This window comes from Sphingopyxis sp. 550A (assembly GCF_053569535.1).
In genome coordinates, this window is record NZ_CM131615.1 from 393587 (window position 1) to 415525 (window position 21939).

Consider the following 21939-nt stretch of genomic DNA (forward strand, 5'->3'; position numbering starts at 1 on the left):
GCTCGACCCGGAAGAGAGCCGCATTCCTAGCGCCGGGGCGGCCGGGCGTCACCCTTTACAAAAATTAACAGCCGGTTACCCCATGCGGGATCGCGGCAAGCGCCGCGCGGGGGAGCGGGGCAAGCGGGGTGGAGCCGTCGTCCGCATGGTTGCAATGGCTGGTCGCGGGGGCCGGCCACGAACTGATGCTGTTCGCATCGGTCGGGATTCTGCTGATCGGAATCGACGATCTGCTGTTCGATCTGTTGTGGCTTGCGATGCCGCGCAAGGTGGCGGCACCGCCGCTGGGGGCGGAAAGCAGGCCGCTCGACGGGCGGATCGCCGTTTTCATCCCGGCGTGGGACGAGGCAGAGGTGCTGCCTGCGACGCTCCGGCGTATGCTCGCGGCGTGGGCGGGCGAAAATGTTCGCCTCTATGTCGGCTGCTATCCCAACGACGTCGCGACGCTCTTTTCGGTTTCGCCGCTTGTCGCGCGCGATGCGCGGCTGCGCCTCGTCGTCGGGGAGACCGAGGGGCCGACGACCAAAGGCGACAATCTCAATCGCCTATGGGCCGCGCTCGGCGAGGATGAGCGGATGGAGGGACGGCGCTTCGCGGCGGTGGTGCTGCACGATGCGGAAGATCATGTCCACGCCGACGAAATCGCATTGTACCGCCGACATCTGGGCGACCATGCGATGGTCCAGATTCCCGTGGTGCCGATGGTGACCGGCGGGTCGCGATGGATCGGCGGCCATTATGGCGACGAGTTCGCGGAGGCGCACGGCAAGGAACTGGCGCTGCGCTCGCGCCTCGGGGTTCCGATCCCGTCGGCGGGGGTCGGCTGCGCCCTGACGCGCAATGCCCTGTCCTTGCTCGCGATCGAGCGCGGCGGCTACCCTTTTCGCGCCGACAGCCTGACCGAGGATTATGAGGTCGGAATGCTGATCGGTGCCTATGGCCTTCGCGCCTGTTTCGCCGACAGCCTGACCGCGACGGGGGACCGCATCGTCTCGCGCGGCGGCTTCCCGGGATCGATCGAGCATGCTGTACGGCAGAAATCGCGCTGGATCGCGGGCATCGCGCTTGCGGGTTGGGATCATCTCGGTTGGCTCGGCGCGCGTTTCTCGGGCGGCGAGGCATCGCGCTGGCGGATATGGCTCGCGCGCTGGATGCTGTGGCGCGATCGGCGTTCGCCGCTCGCCGCGCTGGTCCTGCTCGCCGCCTATCTGGGTCTGATCGCCAGCGGCCTGTCGCTTGCCGGCGAAGCGTTGCTGGGTTGGGAATCCATGCCGCTGGGTGGGGGGATGCGTGTGCTGTTCACGCTCAACGCCGCGCTGCTGCTGTGGCGCCTCGCGATGCGCGTTCATTTCACCGCGCGCTGGTATGGCACGCGCCAGGCGCTGCTGGCGGTGCCGCGCGCCTTTGTCGCCAACGTCATCGCGATGTTGGCCGCGCGGCGTGCGGTTGCTCTTTACTGGCGGATGCTGCGGTCGGGGCAGGTGCTTTGGGAAAAGACCGAGCATCGGGACGGCGAAACAGCCCCCGGGCATCGGGTGGTCCGGTCATGATGATCTCCGCGACCGGCCCCCGGCCGGGGCGCGACGCCGCTTCGCTGCGCTTTCTGGCGCTCTGTCTCGGCGGCTGGGTTCTGCTGCGCGCGGCGATGCTGTGGAGTCCGGCGATGCCGGTGCCGCCGGCCGGTCTTCGGCCCTCGTGGAATATTCCTTCGCCCTTTATCTTGCCGGCTCCCCGCGACCGGGCGGATGCAGTCCTTTCGCCCGCTATGCCGAGGCCGTCCGAACGCGCCGCAGCGACCCGCTTCCATGCGGCACCGCAGGAGGTCGCCTCTTCGGTCCCGGGTACGGCTGGGGGCAAAGGGTTCGGCGGCGACCTGCATGGTCTGCGGCTCGCGTTGATCGCACGGTTCTTGCCCGGGGTTCCGGCGGGTGGCGCGCTGCGGGGCGACCCGCCGCCGTGGCGCGCCGCGCTGCCGCGCCCCGCGGGCGATCCGGGGCGGGGCGAGTCCTTCTGGATGCAGCGCCCGCTGGCCCGCTGGTCGCTCGGCGGCTGGCTCTATCTGCGCGAGGGATCGGCCGGCGCGTCGGATGCGATCGCCGCCGGCGGCCAACTCGGCGGTTCGCAGGTGGGCCTCCGCCTCGCCTACGGCTTCGGCGACGATGGGCGGCTGCGCGCCTATGGCCGCGCGACGATGGCGATGCGTCGGGCCGAACAGCGCGAACTTGCCTTTGGCGCGGCGTTCGCGCCCGTGCGGCGTCTGCCGGTCGACATTGCGGTCGAGCAGCGCGTCGCGATCGGCAGCGAGGGGCGCACCGCGCTCGCCGCGATGGCGACTGGAGGCGTCAGCGACGTTCCGCTTCCTGCGGGCTTCCACCTCGATGCTTATGCACAGGCTGGCGTCGTCGGTGCGCGCCGGCGCGACGGCTTCGCCGACGGCGCGCTGGTCGTCGACCGGCGGCTCGGTGATGATGAGCGTTCGCCGCTGCGGCTCGGCGCGCTTGCCGCCGGCGCGGTCCAGCCGGGCGTGTCGCGGATCGATGTCGGTCCCCGGCTGACCCTGCGGCTTCCCGACGTCGGCAGGGGAAGCCGTATCGCGCTCGACTGGCGACAGCGGGTCGCGGGCAATGCGCGTCCCGAAAGCGGTCTCGCACTGACCCTCGCCACGGACTTTTAGAGAGCCGCGAAATTTAGGTGCCGCAGCCGATTCCCCGGCCCCGAAAAATGCTCTAGGGTCGCCGGACTCGGCGCATTTCCTGCGCCGTGAACGTCATTCGGGGCCCATGGATCTTTACCTTCCCGTCGCCAATCTGTCGGTCAACGCGCTGGTCATCATCCTGCTCGGCGGCGGGGTCGGTTTCCTGTCGGGGATGTTCGGTGTCGGCGGCGGCTTCCTGACGACGCCGCTGCTGATCTTCTATGGCATTCCGCCGACGGTCGCCGCGGCGTCGGCGGCGACGCAGGTCACCGGGGCGAGCGTTTCGGGGGCGCTTGCGCATTTCGAGCGCGACGGTGTGGACGTGCGGATGGGCGGGGTGCTGATCGTCGGCGGTCTGTTCGGGTCGCTGATCGGCGCCGGGCTGTTCGAATTGCTGACCGCGTGGGGCCAGATCGATACGACGATCAACATCCTCTATGTCGTGCTGCTCGGCTCGGTCGGCGGGATCATGGCGCGCGAGGCGTGGGGCGCGCTGCGGCGGATGCGCGCCGGGCTTCCCGCGGCGGCGCGCAAGCGGCGGCACCATCCGATGGTCGCCAACCTGCCGCTGCGCTGGCGCTTCTATCGATCGGGCCTCTATATCTCGCCGCTCGCGCCGCTGCTGCTCGGCATGATGGTCGGCGTGCTGACGATGCTGCTCGGCGTCGGCGGCGGCTTCATCATGGTGCCCGCGATGATCTATCTGCTCGGCATGGGGACGCAGGTGGTGGTCGGCACCTCGCTGTTCCAGATCCTGTTCGTGACGATCGCGACGACGATGGTCCATGCGATGACCACCGGCGCGGTCGACCTGGTGCTCGCGGCTTTGCTGCTGGTCGGCAGCGTCACCGGCGCGCAGATCGGCGCGCGGTTCGCGCAGAGCGTGAAGCCCGAATATCTGCGGATGGCACTGGCGGTGATCGTGCTGATCGTCGCGCTGCGCATGGCGGTTGATCTCTTCATCCGCCCTGAAGAAATCTACACCGTGCAATGAGGGGGCTCGGCGCTCTCGCCTGCGCATCGGCGCTGCTGCTGACTGTGGGCACCGCGCGCGCCGACGATCCGCGCCTCGTGCCCGATGTGTCGAGCCGCGCGATCGAGATTCAGTATAGCTTCACCGGCGAGGAATTGCTGCTGTTCGGCGCGATCCTCTATCCGGGGCAGCGGCTTCCCGACGACCGCACCGACATCGTCGTCGTGCTGAAGGGGCCGGTGCGGCCGATCGTCCTGCGAGAGAAACAGCGCGTTGCGGGAATCTGGGTCAATGCGAGCAGCATCCGGCTGCGCACCTCGCCCGGTTTTTACGCGATCGGATCGTCGCGGCCGATCGACAAGCTGGTCGACGAGCGCACCGCGGCGATCTTCGAGCTCGGCCTCGACAATCTGTCGATGTCGCCCGCGGGCTTTTCCGAAGCGAAGAAGCTCGCGCGCTTCGAGGCGGGGCTGATCGACCTCTATCGCCGCGCGGGGCTGTTCTACGAAAATCCGCGCGCGGTCGAGATCAGCGAGGGCGTGCTCTATCGCGCGCGTATCCCGGTGCCGGCGCGCGTGCCCGTCGGCACCTATCGCGCCGAAACCTATCTGATCAGCCGCGGCCGCGTGATCGCGGTCGCCTCGCGCGATGTCCAGATCCGCAAGGCGGGGTTCGAGCGGTTCGTCGCGCTCGCCGCCGAGCGGCACGGCTTTCTCTACGGCCTGACCGCGGTCATGCTTTCGCTGGTCCTCGGCTATGGCGCATCGGCGCTTTTCCGCCGCCGCTGAGCGCTTTTCCGCCGATTCAGCATAAGCGCTTTATTTACCCTCACCTGCGATAAGCAGCGCCGGAACGATAAAGGCGGGGGCTTGATATGGATATGCAGGGTGGCGGGTTCAGCGCCGGGGATTTGACAGCCGCGCAGCATGTCCGGCTTGCGGGCGGTGGGACCGCCGCGGCCGTGGCGCCGGTCACCCCCCATCATCGCGACGATCTGCTGATCGGCGAAGTGATCGATATATCGGGGTCGGATTCGCGGATTCTGCTCGATGCCGCAACGCTCGGCCAATTGGCGTCGTCGAGCGACGCGGCGGTCGCGATGGCGGGGCAGGTCGGCGCGCAGGTCAAGATTCGCGTCGGCAATGTGTGGCTCGTCGCCAGCATCCGCGACCAGCAGATGCACGAGCGCGGCGAAGGGCTGATCGTCGCGACGATCGACTTCCTCGGCGAAGGCGAAGAGGAAAAGATCACCGGCCGCATCCACAATTTCCGCCGCGGCGTGACGCGCTATCCGATCCCGGGCGGGCAGGTCTATGCGGCGACCAGCCACGACCTCAAGCAGATTTACGCCGCCGACGAACGCGCGCATGTCGAGATCGGGACCATCTATCCGACGCGTGATATTCGCGGCTCGCTCTATGTCGATGCGATGCTCGGCAAGCATTTCGCGCTGCTCGGATCGACCGGCACCGGCAAGTCGACCAGCGCCGCGCTGATCCTTCACAAGATCTGCGAACTTTCGCCGCAGGGCCATATCGTGATGATCGACCCGCACGGCGAATATTCGGCCGCCTTCAAGGGCACCGGCGCGCTGTTCGATGTCGACAATCTCGCCATGCCCTATTGGCTGATGAACTTCGAGGAACATTGCGAGGTCTTCGTCACCAGCGAGGGCCGCGACCGCCAGAGCGACTGCGACGTGCTTGCCAAATGTCTGCTCCAGGCGCGGCAGAAGAACCGCATGGCCGAAGGGATGACCAAGCTCACGGTCGACTCGCCGATCCCCTATCTGCTCTCCGACCTGCTCAACATCCTTACGAACGAGATGGGCAAGCTCGACAAGGCGACCTCGTCGGCGCCCTTCATGCGGATCAAGGGCAAGATCGAGGAAATGCGAGCCGACCCGCGCTATAACTTCATGTTCTCAGGCATGCTCGTCGCCGACACGATGGCGAATTTCATCGGCAAGATCTTTCGCCTGCCGTCGGACGGCCGTCCGATCTCGATCATCGACGTGTCGGGGGTTCCCAGCGATATCACCAGCGTCGTCGTCGCGGTGCTGTCGCGCCTGACCTTCGATTATGCGATCTGGTCGCGCGGCGAACCGCAGCGTCCGATCCTGCTCGTCTGCGAGGAAGCGCACCGCTACATCCCGTCGAAGGATATCGGCCAGGGCCAGGCGGTGCGCAAGATTCTCGAACGGATCGCCAAGGAAGGCCGCAAATATGGCGTGTCGCTGGGGCTGATCACCCAGCGCCCGTCGGATCTGGCCGAAGGCGTGCTCTCCCAGTGCGGCACGATCATCTCGATGCGCCTCAACAACGAGCGCGACCAGCATTTCGTCAAGGCGGCGATGCCCGAAGGCGCGCGCGGCTTCATCGATTCGATCCCGGCGCTTCGCAACCGCGAATGCATCGTCTGCGGCGAGGGCGTGTCGATTCCGATCCGCGTCTATCTCGACACGCTCGACGAGGACAAGAGGCCCGCGTCGAGCGATCCGATGTTCTCGAAGCTGTGGCGCGAGACCGGCGGCGAGGCGGAGATATTGGAGCGCGTCGTCAAGCGCTGGCGAAGCCAGGGGCGGTAAATCACCCCTCCCTTTCAGGGAGGGGGGACCTATTTCGCCGGCGGTTCCCAAAGCTCGATCGGGTTGCCTTCGGGGTCGTGGACCCGCGCGAAGCGGCCCACGCTCGGGTCGTCCCATTCCTTCTTGGTGATCACCGCGTCGCCCGCCGCACGGAACGGCGCGAGGACGGCGTCGAGGTCGTCGACGCGCAGGTTGATCATGAACTGCCGATCGGCGGGGAAATAGTCGGTGTCGGCCTTGAAGGGCGAAAAGACCAGCGGTCCGCCGGTGACCGTCCACACCCATTGATTGACCGGCTCGCTGCCGTCGGCGCTGATCCCGCCGCCGACCCCCAGCCGGTCGCGATACCAGGCCGACAGCGCTTCCGGATCGCGGGCGCGGAAGAAGAGTCCGCCGATGCCCTTTACATGTCCCATGCCTGCCTCCCTGATGCCGAGGGCGCGAGACTAGGCGGCTTCGGTCAGCGAATCCACTCCCCGCTCTTGCTGAACTCTTCCTTGATCTGCCCCGACTGGTTGAGCCGCGGATCGGTGTAGGTCGGCGCGGGCGCTGCGGTGGGCGCTGTCGTTGCCGCCGCGGGCGGTGCGGCGCCCATCGTGCCGGGCAGCGGCGCGGGCGCGACATCGGGCAGCGGCGCCGCCGGGCCGGTCAGCCCCGGCACCGGCCCGGCGCCGGGCGGCAACCCCTGGCCCTTGAGGATCGCGAGTTGCTGCGCGAGCGGCAGATAGGGGCCGGGGACCGGCTCGCGCCCCATATAGGGGGCACGAAAGGCGTCGGGCATGCCCCAGCGGCCGCGCCAGCGATGGAAGATATGCGCGCCGACGATGTTGGTCATCACGAGGCTCTTGCCCCAGCGCGGCCAGATCGCGGTGGTGTGATAATGGGTCGCGAGCCCGACGCCCGGAAAAACATAGCCGTTCAGCGCTGCAGAGGCGATGCGGCTCGCGCGCAGCCAGTTGCGGCGTTCGGGCGCGCGCGCCATCGCGCCGTCGCAGGCGAAGGTGAACTGGCACACGCCCGCGCGCTCGGACCCCTGGAAGACGACACCGCAGATCGTGTTGGGAAAGCTCGGGTGGCGGGCGCGGTTGACGATCACCTGCGCGACGCCGCGCATCCCGTCGTCGCTTTCGGACGCCGCCTCGTAATAGAGAGCCGAAGTCAGGCAATAATGCGCGCGCTCGCGGTCGAGCGCGGTCAGGCCGCGAAAGACATAGGGCTTGGCGGGCGGGCCGACGAACGCTTCCTGCTGCAGCTCGGTCGGCGACGCGGGGGGCAGCGCGGTCGCATCGGCATAGCCGACGCTGGCGGGGTCGGGCAGCGTCGGATCGATCTTGAGCGCATCCTCATAGCTGTCCGAATTCATCACCGCCCAGCGCGCCGGATCATAGGGCTTGAAAGTCAACGGCACGCTGACGCTATAGGGACCGAAGCCGCGCGGCCGGTATTGCCCCGTCGACAGCATGAGCGCGAGGCAGGCGACGATGGTGATCGCGGTCAGCATCCCCCAATATTCGCGCCCCGGCCCCGCCGGTTTTTCCGGCGCCGGGTCGCGCCACGTCGAGCGGGCGGCAAGATGGAGTTCGGGCTTCATGCGTCGCGTTACAATCTCCGCGGCCGATTCGCGCAGCCGCTCTCATCCTGCCTTATGCCCCGAAACGCCAATAAAGTGTTTCGCCGCCGATGTCCTGTGCCGCAGGGGGACAGGTGATGCGTCAGCCGATCTCGACCGTCAGATGTTCGATTTCGTGCACCGGGCGCAGCCGTTCGCAGACCGCCGCGCGCGTCGTGCCGGTGACGCTGACGATCGCGGCGTGGGCGGCGGGGCCGACGCGCCAGACGTGGAGGTCGCGAATTCGTGCGTCGCCCGGTCCTTCGACCAGCGCGCGGATTTCGGCTTCGAGTTTCTTGTCGGTCGCGTCGAGCAGCACTGCGGCGGTGTCGCGCATCAGCGACCAGGACCAGATGGCGATGACGATCGCGCCGACGACGCCCATCGCGGGGTCGAGCCACACCCAGCCGAAATAGCGCCCGCCGAGCAGCGCCGCGATCGCGAGCACCGAGGTCAGCGCGTCGGCGAGGACGTGCAGATAGGCCGAGCGCATGTTGTTATCGGTCTCGTGCCCATGGTGATGATCATGCGCGTGGTCGTGATGATGGTCGTGCCCATGACCGTGACCATGGCCGAGCAGCAGCGCACTGACGATATTCACGCCGAGGCCGATCACGGCGATGACCGCCGCCTCGCCGAAGGCGACGGGACTGGGGTCGACGAGGCGGATCGCCGATTCCCACGCGATGCCGATCGCGACGATGCCGAGCACCAGCGCCGAGGCGAAGCCCGCAAGATCGCCGACCTTGCCGGTGCCGAAGCTGTAGCGCCCGCTCGTCGCGTGGCGCCGGGCGTAGCGATAGGCGAGCGCCGCGATTCCGAGCGCGCCCGCGTGGGTCGCCATGTGAAAGCCGTCGGCGAGCAACGCCATCGAGTTGAAGGCAAGCCCCGCGGCGATCTCCGCGACCATCATCACCGCGGTCAGCAGCACGACCCACAATGTACGGCGCGCATTTTCGTCGTGCCGCTTGCCGAGATAGACATGGCTGTGCGTCAGCGCGTCGATGTCGTCGTCGAGCGACATGCGGCTCCCCCTATTTCGTATAGCGGCGGATCGCCGCGAGCAGGTCTTCGCCGCCCTGCGCGCGCTCGGCGTCCGAGAGGCCGGGCGCGGCGACATGCGATTGCAGATGGTCGGCGACGAGTTCGTCCATCAGGCCGGCGACGGCGCCGCGCACCCCAGCGACCTGATGGAGGATGGCCGCACAGCCTGCCTCATCGGCGATCGCGCGCTCGATCGCGGCGATCTGCCCGGCGATGCGCCGGGTGCGGGCGAGAAGCTGATCCTTGTTGGCGTGCGTATGCGACATAGGATACCCCCCTATCCTATATAAGCGTAGCGGGGCAAGCGATCAGTGGACGATCGCGGCGTCGTACCAGTCGCCGCGCGGCGATACATCGATCGGCAGGCCGAAAAGACCGGTCAGCGCGTCGCTGGTGAGCAGGTCGGCTTTGGCGCCGTCGTGCAGCACGCGCCCGCCCTGCAGCATCACGAGGCGGCCGATCTCGGGCAATATCTCCTCGATATGGTGGGTGACGAGGATCAGCGTCGTGCCGCCGCGCGCGACGCCGCGCAGCATGTCGAGGAAATGGTGCCGCGCCGCGGGGTCGAGCCCCGCGCACGGCTCGTCGAGCAGCAGCGCGCGCGGCCGGTGCGCGAGCGCGCGGGCGATCAGCACGCGGCGCGCCTCGCCGGTCGACAGACTCGCCATGCTGCGCCCGATCAGATGGGTGGCGCCGACCTCTTCGAGCGCGGCGCGCGAGGCGTCGATCATCTCCTGCGTGTAATGCTGATGCGCCCACAGCCCGCGCGAGGCGAAGAAGCCCGAGACGACGCAGTCGAGCGCCTCCAGCGGCGGCTCGGCATCGAAATCGAGCTGCATCGTCGTCGACACGATCCCGAGCAGTTTGCGGAGTTCGAACACGTTCCAACTGTCCTGCCCGAAGATGCGGACGTCGGCGCCGTAGGCAGGATAGAGCTGACGCGCGATCAACTTGACTAGCGTCGACTTCCCCGACCCGTTGGCGCCGAGGATCGCGGTGCTTTCGCCGTCGGCAATGGTCAGCGCAGGCAGATCGAGGATGCACGTCTCGTCGGCCATGACGCGAACGTTGGACAGGGCGAGCAAGGGAGAGTCATCAGTCATGGGCGCGCGTTGAGCATGACGCGGTATGATAGGGCAAGGGGCATGTGGCGATTGGCGACTTTGGGGTGGGGAGCGGCCCCTTCCTAATTTTCGTCATTCCCGCGAAAGCGGGAACCCAGAGTGGGGTCAGCCGACGCACGCTCGGGGTTCCCGCTTGCGCGGGAATGACGAGGATAAGAGATGCTGCGCGCGACTTTCAGACTCTCGTCATCCCGGACTTGATCCGGGATCCATTCGTCCGGCGCCGAGAGAATGGATCCCGGATCAAGTCCGGGATGACGACGTAAGGTAGGTCCGCTTCCGGTCGAAAGCCGCCTTTCCATTCTCCCCTTGCCGACTCATGCGTCAAAGCCTATATGCCGCCTACTTCTTGACATGGTTAGCCAGTTGGGACGTCGGGGCCGCGGGCCGCGGCGGCTATTTCCGCATGGTTTCCGGTCATCCGATTTTGGGAATTGCATTTGGTCGATTTCGACGCCCTCAACGCGATCATCGCGCCCGAAGCCGAGGCGATGGGCCTGGCGCTCGTGCGCGTCGCCTTCTTCGGCGGCGACAGCGATCCGACGCTGCAGGTGATGGCCGAGCGGCCCGATACGCGCCAGCTCACCATCGACGATTGCGCCGATCTGTCGCGCCGCATCTCCGAACGGCTCGATGCGCTGGAAGAGGCGGGCAAGGACCCGATCGACGGCGCTTACCGGCTCGAAGTCTCGTCGCCCGGCATCGACCGGCCGCTGACGCGCCGCGCCGACTTTGCCGACTGGGCGGGGCACGAGGCGAAGATCGCGCTGAAAGAGAAGCGCGACGGGCGCCAGCGCTTCAACGGCGAACTGGTCGGCATCGACCCTAAGGGCGATGTCGTGATGATTTTGGATAAGGAAGGTGTGCAGCATCATCTGCCGTTCGATACGATCGACACGGCGAAGCTGGTCCTCACCGACAAATTGATTGCCGCAACCGTCCCGCTCTCGACCGAGGGCGCCGACGATATGGAAGAAGAAGGACAGGACTGATGGCCACTGCCATTTCCGCCAACAAGGCCGAGCTGCTCGCGATCGCCAACAGCGTCGCCAGCGAGAAGATGATCGACAAGGGCATCGTCATCGAGGCGATCGAGGAAGCGATCCAGCGCGCCGCGCGCGCCCGCTACGGCGCCGAGAACGACATTCGCGCCAAGCTCGACCCGCAGACCGGCGACCTTCGCCTGTGGCGCGTCGTCGAGGTGGTCGAGCAGGTCGAGGATTATTTCAAGCAGGTCGACCTCGCCGCCGGCCAGAAGCTGCAGAAGGACGCCAAGCTCGGCGACTTCATCGTCGATCCGCTGCCCGCGGTCGACCTGGGCCGCATCGACGCCCAGTCGGCGAAGCAGGTCATCTTCCAGAAGGTCCGCGAAGCCGATCGCGAGCGCCAGTATGAAGAATTCAAGGATCGCGCGAACGAGATCATCACCGGCGTCGTGAAATCGGTCGAGTTCGGCCACATCGTCGTCAACCTCGGCCGCGCCGAGGGCGTGATCCGCCGCGACCAGCAGATCCCGCGCGAACTGATGCGCGTCGGCGACCGCGTCCGCGCGATCATCCTGTCGGTGCGCCGCGAGAACCGTGGCCCGCAGATTTTCCTGAGCCGCGCGCACCCCGAGTTCATGAAGAAATTGTTCGCGCAGGAAGTGCCCGAAATCTACGACGGGATCATCGAGATCAAGGCTGCCGCCCGCGATCCGGGTTCGCGCGCGAAGATCGGCGTGATCAGCTATGACGGCTCGATCGATCCCGTCGGCGCCTGCGTCGGCATGAAGGGCAGCCGCGTGCAGGCGGTCGTGCAGGAAATGCAGGGCGAGAAGATCGACATCATTCCCTGGTCGGAAGACACGGCGACCTTCGTCGTCAACGCGCTCCAGCCGGCGACGGTGCAGCGCGTCGTCATCGACGAGGATGACGGCCGCATCGAGGTCGTCGTTCCCGACGATCAGCTTTCGCTCGCCATCGGCCGCCGCGGCCAGAACGTCCGTCTCGCCAGCCAGCTCACCGGCAGCCAGATCGACATCATGACCGAAGCCGACGCGAGCGAGAAGCGCCAGCGCGAATTCGTCGAACGCTCGACGATGTTCCAGGAAGAACTCGACGTCGACGAGACGCTCGCGCAGCTTCTCGTCGCCGAAGGCTTCGGCGAGCTCGAAGAAGTCGCCTATGTGCCGCTCGACGAACTCGCGAGCATCGAGGGCTTCGACGAGGAACTGGCGCAGGAACTGCAAAGCCGCGCGACCGAAGCGCTCGACCGCCGCGAGGAGGCCGCTCGGCAGGAGCGCCGCGGCCTCGGCGTCGAGGACGATCTTGCCGACATCCCGCACCTGACCGAGGCGATGCTCGTCACGCTCGGCAAGGCAGGGATCAAGACGCTCGACGACCTCGCCGACCTCGCCACCGACGAGCTGATCGCCAAGAAGCGTCAGGACAATCGCCGCGGCCCGTCGCGCGAGCGCAGCGAACGCGCCGAGGACAAGGGCGGCGTGCTCGGCGAATATGGCCTCAGCGAAGAGCAGGGCAACGAGATCATCATGGCGGCGCGCGCGCACTGGTTCGATGACGAACCCGAAGCGGTTGCGCCTGCCGAAGCGGTAGAGCCGCAAAACGGGGAGGCCGCCGATGCGGACCCCTCGCAATGATCAGCTGACCGAAACCGACCGCGCAAAGGGGCGCGGCCAGCATGTGCCCGAGCGGCGCTGCGTCGTAACCGGTGAGGTTTCGCCGGCGGAGCAGCTCGTACGCCTCGCGCTCGGACCCGACGGCACGATCGCGCCCGACGTTCATGGCAAGGCGCCGGGGCGCGGCGCATGGATCGGCGTCAATCGCACCGATCTTGAGGCCGCCCGCGCCAAGGGCAAGCTGAAGGGCGGACTCGCCCGCGCGCTTCACGAAGGCCATATCGTCATTCCCGACGATCTTGGTGAGCGGATCGAGGTGCAGTTGATGCGCGCGACGCTTGACCGGCTCGGCCTCGAATCGCGCTCGGGGACGCTGATTTCGGGAAGCGACAAGATCGAGCAGGCGGCGCGGCGCGGACAGGTGCGCCTGCTGCTTCATGCCAACGACGCGGGCGAGGACGGGCGCAAGAAATTGGCGCAGGCGTGGCGCGTCGGCGAGGAGGACGAAGGCTCGGGCCGCGAAGGCCTGATCTTGCCAGTGGACCGGCAGTCCCTATCTATGGCATTGGGGCGTGAAAATGCGGTGCATCTGGCGATCGTGGACGCGCGTGCCGCGGACCGGGTGCTGGCGCATTTGACCCGCTGGCAGTTTTTCACCGGATGGAGTAGGGACGCGGCCGACCGCGTTTCGACTAACGACTCCCGCTCTGCGGGTAAGGAGACGGCGTCCACGGATTCCGACACGGATTCCGCGACTTCGGACGCGTATTGAAGGAATAAGACGTTTCGATGAGTGACGAACAGGACAAGCCGACCCTTACCCGCAAGCCGCTGGGGCTGAAGCGGACGGTCGAGGCCGGCCAGGTGCAGCAGCAGTTCAGCCACGGCCGCCGCAATACGGTGGTGGTCGAGGTCAAGCGCCGCCGCGTGCTCGGCCGCCCCGGCGAAGCCGCTCCGGCGCCCGAGCCCGAAGAGGTCAAGGCCGCGCCTGCCGCTCCGGCCCCGGCGCCCGCCCCGGCCCCGAAGCCGGCCGCGCCCAAGCCCCCCGTCGACAGCCTGATGTCGCGGCAGGAGCGTCAGGCGCAGTTGCTGCGCGAAGCCGAGGAAGCGCGCATGGCCGTGCTCGAGGACAATCGCCGCCGTGAGGAAGCTGCGCGTGCGCGCGCCGCCGAGGAAGAAAAGGCGCGCGCCGAGGAAAAGGCGAAGGTCGTCGAGACGGCGCCTGAACCAGCGGCTGCGGCGCCCGAGCCCGAGGCGCCCGCGGCCGAAGCTCCCGCGCCCAAGGAAGCGGGTGCCGAAGCCGCGCCTCGCGCAACGACTGCCAGCGCAGCCCCCGCGCCGCGCCGCTTCACCCCGGTCGAGGCGCCGAAGCGCCCCGAACCGAAGCGCCCCGAACCGAAAGCCAACCGCGGCGCCGACAATCGCCGCCAGTCGGGCAAGCTGACCGTCACGCGCGCGCTCAACGACGACGAGGGGGCGCGCGCGCGCAGCCTCGCGGCGCTGAAGCGCGCCCGCGAGAAGGAAAAGCGCTCGCACATGGTGTCGAGCGGCCCGCGCGAGAAGCAGGTCCGCGAAGTCGTCGTGCCCGACACGATCACGGTGCAGGAACTCGCCAACCGCATGGCCGAAAAGGGTGCCGACCTGGTGAAGGCGCTGTTCAAGATGGGGATGCCCGTCACCGTCAACCAGACGATCGACCAGGACACCGCCGAACTGCTCGTCACCGAATTCGGGCACGAGATCAAGCGCGTCAGCGAAGCCGACATCGACATCCGCCACGACGAGGACGTCGACGACGCCGCGCATCTGAAGCCGCGCGCGCCGGTCGTCACGATCATGGGCCATGTCGATCACGGCAAGACCAGCCTGCTCGACGCGCTGCGCGGCGCGAATGTGCAGTCGGGCGAAGCCGGCGGCATCACCCAGCATATCGGCGCCTATCAGGTGAAGACCCCCGACGGGAGCCTGGTCACCTTCCTCGATACGCCGGGCCACGAAGCCTTTACCGAGATGCGTCAGCGCGGGGCGAACGTCACCGACATCGTCATCCTGGTGGTGGCGGCGGACGACGGCCTCAAGCCGCAGTCTATCGAGGCGATCAACCATGCCAAGGCGGCCGGCGTGCCGATCATCGTCGCGATCAACAAGGTCGACAAGGAGGGCGCCAATCCACAGCGCGTCCGCGAGCGCCTGCTCGAACATGAGCTGGTGGTCGAGGAAATGGGCGGCGACGTCCAGAATGTCGAGGTGTCGGCGCTGAAGAAGACCGGCCTCGACAAGCTGCTCGGCGCGATCGCGCTGCAGGCCGAGATCATGGAACTGAAGGCCAATCCCGACCGCGCCGCCGAAGGCACGGTGGTCGAGGCCAAGCTCGACAAGGGTCGCGGGCCGGTGGCGACGATTCTCGTCCGCCGCGGCACGCTGAAGGTCGGCGACATCTTCGTCTGCGGCGCCGAAAGCGGCCGCGTCCGCGCGCTGGTCGACGATCAGGGCAAGCAGGTCAAAGAGGCCGGTCCGTCGATGCCGGTCGAGGTTCTCGGCCTCGGCGGTGTGCCGATGGCGGGCGACACGCTGACGGTCGTCGAGAATGAGGCGCGCGCCCGCGAGGTCGCGGCCTATCGTCAGGAGCAGGCGCTCAAGAAGCGGACGGCGCAGGCGCCGGTCAGCCTTGAGGGCATGTTCTCCGCGCTCGCCGACAAGGCCAAGGTCATCGAATATCCGGTGGTCATCAAGGCCGACGTGCAGGGCTCGGTCGAAGCGATCGTCAACGCCTTGAACCGCCTGTCGACCGACGAGATTCGCGTCCGCGTGCTCCAGTCGGGCGCCGGTGCGATCACCGAAAGCGACGTGACGCTCGCGGCCGCCTCGCGCGCGCCGATCATCGGCTTCAACGTCCGCCCGAACGCCAAGGCGCGCGAGATCGCGAACCGCGAAAAGGTCCGCTTCCTCTACTATGACGTCATCTATCACCTGACCGACGCCATCGCGAAGGAGATGGCGGGCGAGCTGGGGCCGGAACGCGTCGAGACCGTCGTCGGCCGCGCCGAGGTCAAGGAAGTCTTCCCGGCCGGCAAGCGCGACAAGGCCGCGGGTCTGCTGGTGCTCGAAGGCTCGATCCGCAAGGGGCTTCACGCGCGTCTCACGCGCGAGGACGTCATCGTCTCGGCGACGACGATCGCGTCGCTCCGCCGCTTCAAGGACGATGTCGCCGAAGTGCGCGCCGGCCTCGAATGCGGTGTCGTGCTGGCGGACACCAACGACATCAAGGCGGGCGACCACCTCGAAGTCTTCGAAGTCGAACTGCGCGAACGGACGCTGTAACTGGGGAGCCGGAGCATGGCTGAGAGTTTTTTCAGCCGGTTTCCGGCCCCACCCTGTGCCCAACTGCTCGGGTGGGAGTTGATCGCCGAATATCCCGGCGAGGGCCGGATCGAGATCGCCTTTCACCCGACCGCCGAGATGCTCAATCCGCGCGGAACGGTACAGGGCGGCTTCGTCGCGGCGATGCTCGACGACACCATGGGGCCCGCGCTCGTCAGCATGACCGGCGGCGCCGAGGTTCCGGCGTCGATCGACCTCAACGTCAGCTTCCTGAAACCGGTGATGCCTGGCCGGGTGATCGGCAAGGGGCGCGTCGTCGGCCGCGGGCGTTCGGTGGCCTTTCTGGAGGCCGAGCTCTTCGACGAGCAGGGCGAGCTTCTTGCGCGCGCGACATCGAGCGCGCGCATCATGGAATTGAACCGAAATGCGTCATAACGAAACCCCGTCCGGCCCCTCGGTTCGCGTCCTGCGCGTCGGCGAGCAGGTGCGCCATGTGCTGAGCGAAATCCTCGCGCGCGGCGACGTGCACGACGATGTGCTCACTAACCATCCGGTCAGCGTGACCGAGGTGCGCATGTCGCCAGACCTGCGCCACGCGACGGTCTTCGTGAAGCCCCTGCTCGGCCGCGATGAGGAAGCGGTGATCAAGGCGTTGCGCACCAACACCGCCTACCTCCAGCGCGAGGTCGCGCACCGCATCCGCATGAAATATGCCGCGAAGCTGAAATTCCTGCCCGACGAAAGCTTCGACGAGGCCAGCCATATCGATGCGCTGCTGCGCGATCCCAAGGTGGCGCGGGATCTGGGCGAGCCCGAGGCCGACTGATCGCCGTCGCCCCCGCGGAGGTGGGGTCGCTGGCAATCCTGGAGCATGATTGCTTTGACTGAATCGTCATCCCGGCGAAGGCCGGGATCTCGCCAGTGCGTCAGGTCGAGACGGTGAGATCCCGGCCTTCGCCGGGATGACGAAATAACGAAAGCGGCGGTTCAACCTAACCCGATCACGATCTTGTCTACGATGCCGTGACAAGCCGACAGCGGCCCCCGCCTTCGCGGGGGCGATGCTTACTTCTTCCCCTTCTTGATCCCCGCCGCCACCTCCAGCTCCACCAGCGCTTCCTCCAGATAGTCGATCATTCGCTGCGCATGGGGCACGCTGCGGCGGCAGGCGGTGATGCCGAAGTCGATGTTCTTGAAATTCGACACCTGCGTGATGTTCATCGCCATGCCGTCGACCGGGATGCTCGCGGGATACATGCCGTCGAGCCGCGCGCCGTTCCAGTACATCTGCTCGCGCGGGCCAGGCACGTTCGAGATCGTCGCCGAATAGGCGGGGAATTTGTCGGCGGTGCGGGTGAGTGCGGTCAGCATCATCGGGAAGCTGGTGATCGCGGTATAGAGCTGGATCTGCGACGCGGTCATCGCGCGGAGCTGTGCCTTTGCCGAGTTCATCGATTCCTGGATCGCTGCCATCCGCTCGGCCGGGTCGTCGATGTGGGTCGCGAGATTGGCGGTGACCGAGGCGACTGAATTGCCCGAATCGATGTCGTCCTTCGGCCGGATCGACACCGGCGCCATGGCTTTGAGCGGCTTGTCGGGCAGTTCGTTCAGCGACTGCAGATATTTGCGCATCGCCCCCGCGCACATGCCGAGCACCGCGTCGTTGATCGTCCCGTCATAGGCCTTGCCCAGCGCGCGGACGCGCTCGAGCGACCAGCTTTGCGCGACGAAGCGGCGCGCGCCGGTGATGTTGCGGTTGAAGCTGGTGCGCGGCACCCCGGAGAAGGGGGTGACCAGCCCGTCGCCGCCGACCCCGAACATCGCCGCGAGATACTGGTTGAGCGCCTTCGTCACCCCGACGCTGTTGCCCCATTGCTCCTTCAGGAAGTCGCCGATCGCCTTGATATCGGTCAGGTTCGGGAGCGACGGCTTCTTCGGGGTCGGGAACTTGCGCTTGTACGCCTCATAGGCCTCGACCGACAGCGGCGAATAGGCGCGCCGTTCCTTGGGATCGGGCGTCAGCATCGAATTGTAGAAATGGATGCTCGCCGCGCCGTCCATCAGCGCGTGGTGGACCTTCTTGAAGGTCGCGATCTGCCGGTTCGGCAGGCCCGAGATCAAGGTGATTTCCCACAGGGGCCGGGTGCGGTCGAGCAGCCCCGAATGGAGCCGCGAGGCGAGCTCGAACATCTCGCGATAGCGCCCCGGCTTCGGCAGCGCGGCGGCGCGGACATGGTAATGCATGTCGATGTCGCGATCGGGCTCGAGCCGGATCGGGCCGTACTGCCCGAGCGGGGTGAGCTTCAGCACCTCGCTGAATGGTCGCCTCAGGCCTTCCGGTTGCCGGAGCAGGGCAAGTTGTTCGTTCAGCCATTCGGTTTCGTCGACATCGTCGGGCAGCGTGTAGAGGTTGATGCCGCCGATATGCATCGGCATCTCGCGGCTCTCGCCCCAGAGGAACATCGCATCGCTCACCGGCATCAGCCGCATCCGCCGCTCTCCCCACTTATGTTGCGACCTTTGTTGCGCAGCATGACAGCGGCGGCGAGCGTGTCAAGCGATGGTCAGGGCGTGCAGAAGGCAATCTCGATCGTTACCGATCCCTGTCGCTCCAGATGATGCGGAACTTGCGGCGGAATCAGCATCGTGTCGCCCGATTTCAGCAGGCGTGTGCCGCCTTGATCGTCGTCCCAATGAAAGTGGATCGATCCGGCGAGGACCGACAGCAGGCCCCAGGCGCCGTCCTTGAGGTCGTGCCGGCGCAACAGCCCGGCGGGAATCGTGTCGGCGCCGAACGGGCCGATCCGCCGGTAAGCGCGGGCGCCGGAGGGAAGCGGCGGCCCGCGCTCGGCGATCGGCGCGCTCATGGTCTAGAAGCCCGCCGTCGCCCGGACGATGACGAAAGTGACGCCGAGGAAGGCGAAGCCCGCGGGCACCGCGAGGATCTGCGCCGCGACGGTGTGGCGGTCCATCGGTCCGGTCCAGGTGTCGAGCACGCCGTCCGTCCGGTCGAGCGGCGAATCATGCTCGCGGCCCTTTTGCGCATTGAGCAGCTTCGTCGTGCCGAAGAACATCAGCATATAGAGGCCCGAGATGACGAGCATCATCACCGTCGCCGCGTCGCGCCCGGTGGCGATGAAGATGCCGAGGAAGAAGACCGCATAGCAGGCGAACATCGCGTGCCAGATCGAGCGCGGCAGTTGAAAGCCCGCCTGGACCCCGCTCGTCTCATAGGGATCGTTGGAGCGATAGGGCGGCGGCGGAACGGCGGGCAGGTCAGACATCGGGCAACTCCACTTTCTTCGCGAGGGGACCGCCCTGGTCGCGGTGAACCCAGATGCCGGTGAGCAGACTCTCGGCGATCATCCGCGCCTTGGCGCCGACATGCGGGACGGCCTCGGGGGTCGGGGCGATATCGTGCAGCGTCTGGTAAAAGAGCCGCAGCCATTGCTGGAAATGCTCCTGCCCGATCGTCGGGATCGCCAGATGCTTCATCATCGGATTGCCGGTGAAATTGCCGGCGCTGAGCAGGATCGACTGCCAGAAGCGGTTCATCTGGCCGAGGTGCCTGGGCCAGTCGTCGATGCGCGCGTCGAAGATCGGGCCGAGCATCGCATCCTCGCGCACCGAGGCATAGAAGCGATCGACCAGTTCGGCGATGAAGGCTTCGTCGATGCCCATGGCGCGCGCCTCGGCCCGTCGTTCCTCGCGGGCGGCGATGGCGTGGGGATGGGCCTGGACCGTTCTCGGCGTCATATGCTTCCGACTCTATATTGAGTATTTAAAATACCTCTTTAAGCAGGTTGCCGCAAAAAGCAATATTCAATATACCTATTTAATGCGATTGAGCCTGCACAGCGATTATGCCCTGCGCATCCTGATGGCGCTGTCGGCGAGCGGCCGGCAGATGTCGGTCGACGAGATCGCGGGCCAATACGGCATTTCGCGCAACCACCTCGCCAAGGTCGCGCAGCGGCTGCAGGCGCTTGGCTACGTCAGCGCGCAGCGCGGGCGCGGCGGCGGGCTGACGCTGGCGCGCGCGGCCGATACGGTGATCGTCGGCACGGTGGTGCGCGAGTTCGAGAATCTGGAGGGGCTGGTCGAGTGCATGGACCCCGCGACCTCGACCTGCCCGGTGTGCGGCGGCTGCGGCCTGCAAGGCGCGCTCGGCGGCGCGCTCGCGGCCTTTCTGGCGCATCTCGACGGCTATCGGCTCACCGATCTGGTGCCGCAGCCGGGGCGATTTCGCGAACTGCTCGGGGTTCCCTGATTTTCGATTTGCGCGGCGCGGCCGAGGCGGTATCGCTGCCGCCATGGCCAAGCTCTATTTCTATTATGCCAGCATGAACGCGGGCAAGTCGACGACGCTGTTGCAGGCGGATTTCAACTATCGCGAGCGCGGCATGGAGACGATGCTGTGGACCGCGGCGCTCGACGATCGTTACGGGGCCGGGCAGATCACCAGCCGCATCGGCCTGCTCGCCGAAGCGCATAAGTTCGACCCCGACAGCGACCTGTGGGCGGCGGTGCGGGCCGAGAATGCGGAGCGCCCGCTCGCCTGCGTGCTCGTCGACGAGGCGCAATTCCTGTCGCGCGAACAGGTGCTCGCGCTCGCGCGGCTCGCCGACGAGGCGAATATTCCCGTGCTTTGCTATGGCCTGCGCACCGATTTCGCCGCGAACCTGTTTCCCGGCTCGGCGGCGCTGCTCGGCCTTGCCGATGCGCTCGTCGAACTCAAGGCGGTGTGCGAGTGCGGGCGCAAGGCGACGATGAACCTGCGCGTCGACGCGCACGGCCGCGCGGTGGTCGAGGGCGCGCAGACCGAGATCGGCGGCAACGACCGCTATGTCGCGATGTGCCGGCGCCATTTCATGGAAAAGCGGCGCATTGCGGCGGAGGTGCTCGCCGATGCGTGACGCGCTGTATGTCGAGCTTGCGGACGACGACCTCCACCTTGTCAAGCTCGCCGAGGCGCATCGCGAGGCGCTGGGCGCGGCGTGCGCGGCCGATGCCGACATCTGGCCGATCTATTCGTCGAGCTTCGATCCCGAGCATTTCGACGCCGCCTTCGATACGCTGCTCGGCAATCCGGTGCGTATGCCCTATGCGGTGTTCGCGGGCGGCCGGCTCGTCGGCATGACCGCGTGGCTCCGTCCCGACTGGTCGGCGCAAACGGTCGAGATCGGCGGCAGCTATATCCATCCCGACGTTCGCGGCACCGGGCTCAACGGCCGCTTGAAGCGACTGATGATCGGCCACGCCTTTGCCGCCGGCATCCGCCGCATCGAATTCCGCATCGACGAGCGCAACAAGCGCAGCCAGGCGGCGGTGGCAAAGCTCGGTGCCGTCCGCGAAGGCGTGCTGCGATCCGAGCGGGTGACCTGGACGGGCTTCGTGCGCGATACCGGGCTCTGGTCGCTGCTGGCAGACGAGTGGCGTTAAGCCCCTCCTCTCAAGAGGAGAGGAGAGGGTCAGCGCGGGTTCAGATTTGCTTTGCTACGGTCCGCATCAGGTCGGGGATCATCAGTCTCGAAGGACTCGACATGCAACAGAAACTCGCACTCTCCCTGGCCGCCGCCCTGCTTTCCCTTTCGGCAAATGCGGCGGCCGACGAGCCCGCTACGGCGGCGCAGCCGCTCGGCGTCGAAACCGGGATCAGTTTCCCTAGCAATGCGACGATCCGCAATTTCCAGGCCGACGGCGACGACGGTGTCTGGATACAGGACAGCCGCCGCAACTGGTATTATGCGAAATTCTTCGGCCCCTGCCACAATATCGATTTCGCGCAGGCGATTGGCGTCGACACGCGCGGAGCGGCGCGGCTGGACAGGTTCGCGACCTTTCTCGTGCGCGGCGAGCGTTGCACGCTATCCTCTTTCGTGACCTCGGCGGCGCCGCCGACCAAGGCGGAACGGAAGGCAGCCGAGCAAGCCGCGAAGGCCGCCAAGTCGAATTGACAAGCGTGC

24 protein-coding genes are annotated in these 21939 nt (G+C 66.9%); 15 read left to right on the forward strand and 9 right to left on the reverse strand.

Annotated elements, in window-relative coordinates:
• Positions 1–128 precede the first annotated feature (128 nt).
• The 5 genes from ACVENA_RS01815 to ACVENA_RS01835 all read left to right on the forward strand — a co-directional run bounded on the left by ACVENA_RS01815 (position 129) and on the right by ACVENA_RS01835 (position 6255).
• On the forward strand, positions 129–1550 hold the full coding sequence (locus ACVENA_RS01815) for a glycosyl transferase family protein (RefSeq protein WP_449327390.1): 1422 nt from the start codon (positions 129–131) through the stop codon (positions 1548–1550).
• Positions 1547–2674 (forward strand): hypothetical protein, encoded by a 1128-nt coding sequence (locus ACVENA_RS01820; protein ID WP_449327391.1) that lies wholly within the window; start codon positions 1547–1549, stop codon positions 2672–2674. The genes ACVENA_RS01815 and ACVENA_RS01820 overlap by 4 nt, the downstream gene beginning before the upstream one ends.
• 106 nt (positions 2675–2780) lie before the next feature.
• Complete coding sequence (locus ACVENA_RS01825) at positions 2781–3689, forward strand: sulfite exporter TauE/SafE family protein (protein ID WP_257547819.1); 909 nt, start codon at positions 2781–2783, stop codon at positions 3687–3689.
• Positions 3686–4456: a TIGR02186 family protein gene (locus tag ACVENA_RS01830; RefSeq protein ID WP_257547820.1), complete on the forward strand. Its 771-nt coding sequence runs from the start codon at positions 3686–3688 to the stop codon at positions 4454–4456. Before ACVENA_RS01825 ends, ACVENA_RS01830 begins: the two co-directional genes overlap by 4 nt.
• Before the next feature lie 86 nt (positions 4457–4542).
• The gene (locus tag ACVENA_RS01835) at positions 4543–6255 is read left to right on the forward strand and encodes an ATP-binding protein (RefSeq protein ID WP_257547821.1); all 1713 of its coding nucleotides are present in this window, start codon (positions 4543–4545) and stop codon (positions 6253–6255) included.
• Positions 6256–6284: 29 nt separating this feature from the next.
• On the opposite strand, the gene ACVENA_RS01840 is transcribed toward ACVENA_RS01835, so the two are convergent.
• The 5 genes from ACVENA_RS01840 to ACVENA_RS01860 all read right to left on the reverse strand — a co-directional run bounded on the left by ACVENA_RS01840 (position 6285) and on the right by ACVENA_RS01860 (position 10011).
• Positions 6285–6671: a VOC family protein gene (locus ACVENA_RS01840; RefSeq protein ID WP_257547823.1), complete on the reverse strand. Its 387-nt coding sequence runs from the start codon at positions 6669–6671 to the stop codon at positions 6285–6287.
• Between the two features lie 44 nt (positions 6672–6715).
• Positions 6716–7846, reverse strand: coding sequence for a cell wall hydrolase (locus tag ACVENA_RS01845; RefSeq protein ID WP_449327392.1), 1131 nt, complete (start codon positions 7844–7846; stop codon positions 6716–6718).
• A 121-nt stretch (positions 7847–7967) separates the two neighbouring features.
• Entirely contained in the window at positions 7968–8888 is a 921-nt protein-coding gene (gene dmeF, locus ACVENA_RS01850) for a CDF family Co(II)/Ni(II) efflux transporter DmeF (protein WP_257547827.1), read from the reverse strand.
• Between the two features lie 10 nt (positions 8889–8898).
• A complete protein-coding gene (locus ACVENA_RS01855) occupies positions 8899–9174 on the reverse strand; it encodes a metal/formaldehyde-sensitive transcriptional repressor (RefSeq protein ID WP_257547829.1) in 276 nt (91 codons plus the stop codon).
• 42 nt (positions 9175–9216) lie between these two features.
• On the reverse strand, positions 9217–10011 hold the full coding sequence (locus ACVENA_RS01860; protein ID WP_449327393.1) for an ABC transporter ATP-binding protein: 795 nt from the start codon (positions 10009–10011) through the stop codon (positions 9217–9219).
• Between the two features lie 461 nt (positions 10012–10472).
• On the opposite strand from ACVENA_RS01860, the gene rimP reads away from it, so the two are divergent.
• Genes rimP through rbfA form a run of 6 tightly spaced genes read left to right on the forward strand, consistent with a single transcriptional unit; the run spans position 10473 to position 16799 of the window.
• Entirely contained in the window at positions 10473–11024 is a 552-nt protein-coding gene (rimP, locus tag ACVENA_RS01865) for a ribosome maturation protein RimP (protein ID WP_449327394.1), read from the forward strand.
• On the forward strand, positions 11024–12673 hold the full coding sequence (gene nusA / locus ACVENA_RS01870; protein ID WP_449327395.1) for a transcription termination factor NusA: 1650 nt from the start codon (positions 11024–11026) through the stop codon (positions 12671–12673). The genes rimP and nusA overlap by 1 nt, the downstream gene beginning before the upstream one ends.
• Entirely contained in the window at positions 12654–13424 is a 771-nt protein-coding gene (locus ACVENA_RS01875; RefSeq protein ID WP_449327396.1) for a DUF448 domain-containing protein, read from the forward strand. Before nusA ends, ACVENA_RS01875 begins: the two co-directional genes overlap by 20 nt.
• A gap of 17 nt (positions 13425–13441) precedes the next feature.
• Positions 13442–15973 carry a translation initiation factor IF-2 gene (gene infB / locus ACVENA_RS01880; protein WP_449327397.1) on the forward strand — a complete coding sequence of 844 codons (2532 nt, stop codon included), beginning with the start codon at positions 13442–13444 and terminating at the stop codon, positions 15971–15973.
• A gap of 15 nt (positions 15974–15988) precedes the next feature.
• The gene (locus ACVENA_RS01885; protein WP_257547837.1) at positions 15989–16408 is read left to right on the forward strand and encodes a PaaI family thioesterase; all 420 of its coding nucleotides are present in this window, start codon (positions 15989–15991) and stop codon (positions 16406–16408) included.
• Positions 16398–16799, forward strand: coding sequence for a 30S ribosome-binding factor RbfA (gene rbfA / locus ACVENA_RS01890; RefSeq protein WP_449327398.1), 402 nt, complete (start codon positions 16398–16400; stop codon positions 16797–16799). Before ACVENA_RS01885 ends, rbfA begins: the two co-directional genes overlap by 11 nt.
• Positions 16800–17038: 239 nt before the next feature.
• Here the strand turns inward: rbfA and ACVENA_RS01895 are convergent, their stop codons facing one another.
• From ACVENA_RS01895 to ACVENA_RS01910, 4 genes are all read right to left on the reverse strand, one after another.
• On the reverse strand, positions 17039–18463 hold the full coding sequence (locus tag ACVENA_RS01895) for a WS/DGAT/MGAT family O-acyltransferase (RefSeq protein WP_449327399.1): 1425 nt from the start codon (positions 18461–18463) through the stop codon (positions 17039–17041).
• 74 nt (positions 18464–18537) lie between these two features.
• Entirely contained in the window at positions 18538–18840 is a 303-nt protein-coding gene (locus ACVENA_RS01900) for a DUF1971 domain-containing protein (protein WP_449327400.1), read from the reverse strand.
• A gap of 3 nt (positions 18841–18843) precedes the next feature.
• On the reverse strand, positions 18844–19257 hold the full coding sequence (locus ACVENA_RS01905; protein ID WP_449327401.1) for a hypothetical protein: 414 nt from the start codon (positions 19255–19257) through the stop codon (positions 18844–18846).
• Entirely contained in the window at positions 19250–19729 is a 480-nt protein-coding gene (locus ACVENA_RS01910; RefSeq protein WP_449327402.1) for a group III truncated hemoglobin, read from the reverse strand. Before ACVENA_RS01910 ends, ACVENA_RS01905 begins: the two co-directional genes overlap by 8 nt.
• Positions 19730–19811: 82 nt before the next feature.
• Here ACVENA_RS01910 and ACVENA_RS01915 point away from each other — a divergent pair, with 82 nt between their 5' ends.
• The 4 genes from ACVENA_RS01915 to ACVENA_RS01930 all read left to right on the forward strand — a co-directional run bounded on the left by ACVENA_RS01915 (position 19812) and on the right by ACVENA_RS01930 (position 21930).
• A complete protein-coding gene (locus tag ACVENA_RS01915) occupies positions 19812–20243 on the forward strand; it encodes an RrF2 family transcriptional regulator (protein ID WP_449327403.1) in 432 nt (143 codons plus the stop codon).
• 43 nt (positions 20244–20286) lie between these two features.
• Positions 20287–20889, forward strand: coding sequence for a thymidine kinase (locus tag ACVENA_RS01920; protein ID WP_257547852.1), 603 nt, complete (start codon positions 20287–20289; stop codon positions 20887–20889).
• Positions 20882–21415 (forward strand): GNAT family N-acetyltransferase, encoded by a 534-nt coding sequence (locus ACVENA_RS01925; protein WP_257547855.1) that lies wholly within the window; start codon positions 20882–20884, stop codon positions 21413–21415. Before ACVENA_RS01920 ends, ACVENA_RS01925 begins: the two co-directional genes overlap by 8 nt.
• Positions 21416–21516: 101 nt before the next feature.
• Positions 21517–21930, forward strand: a complete 414-nt coding sequence (locus ACVENA_RS01930) for a DUF6491 family protein (protein WP_257547857.1) — start codon at positions 21517–21519, stop codon at positions 21928–21930.
• The last annotated feature ends 9 nt before the right edge of the window (positions 21931–21939 follow it).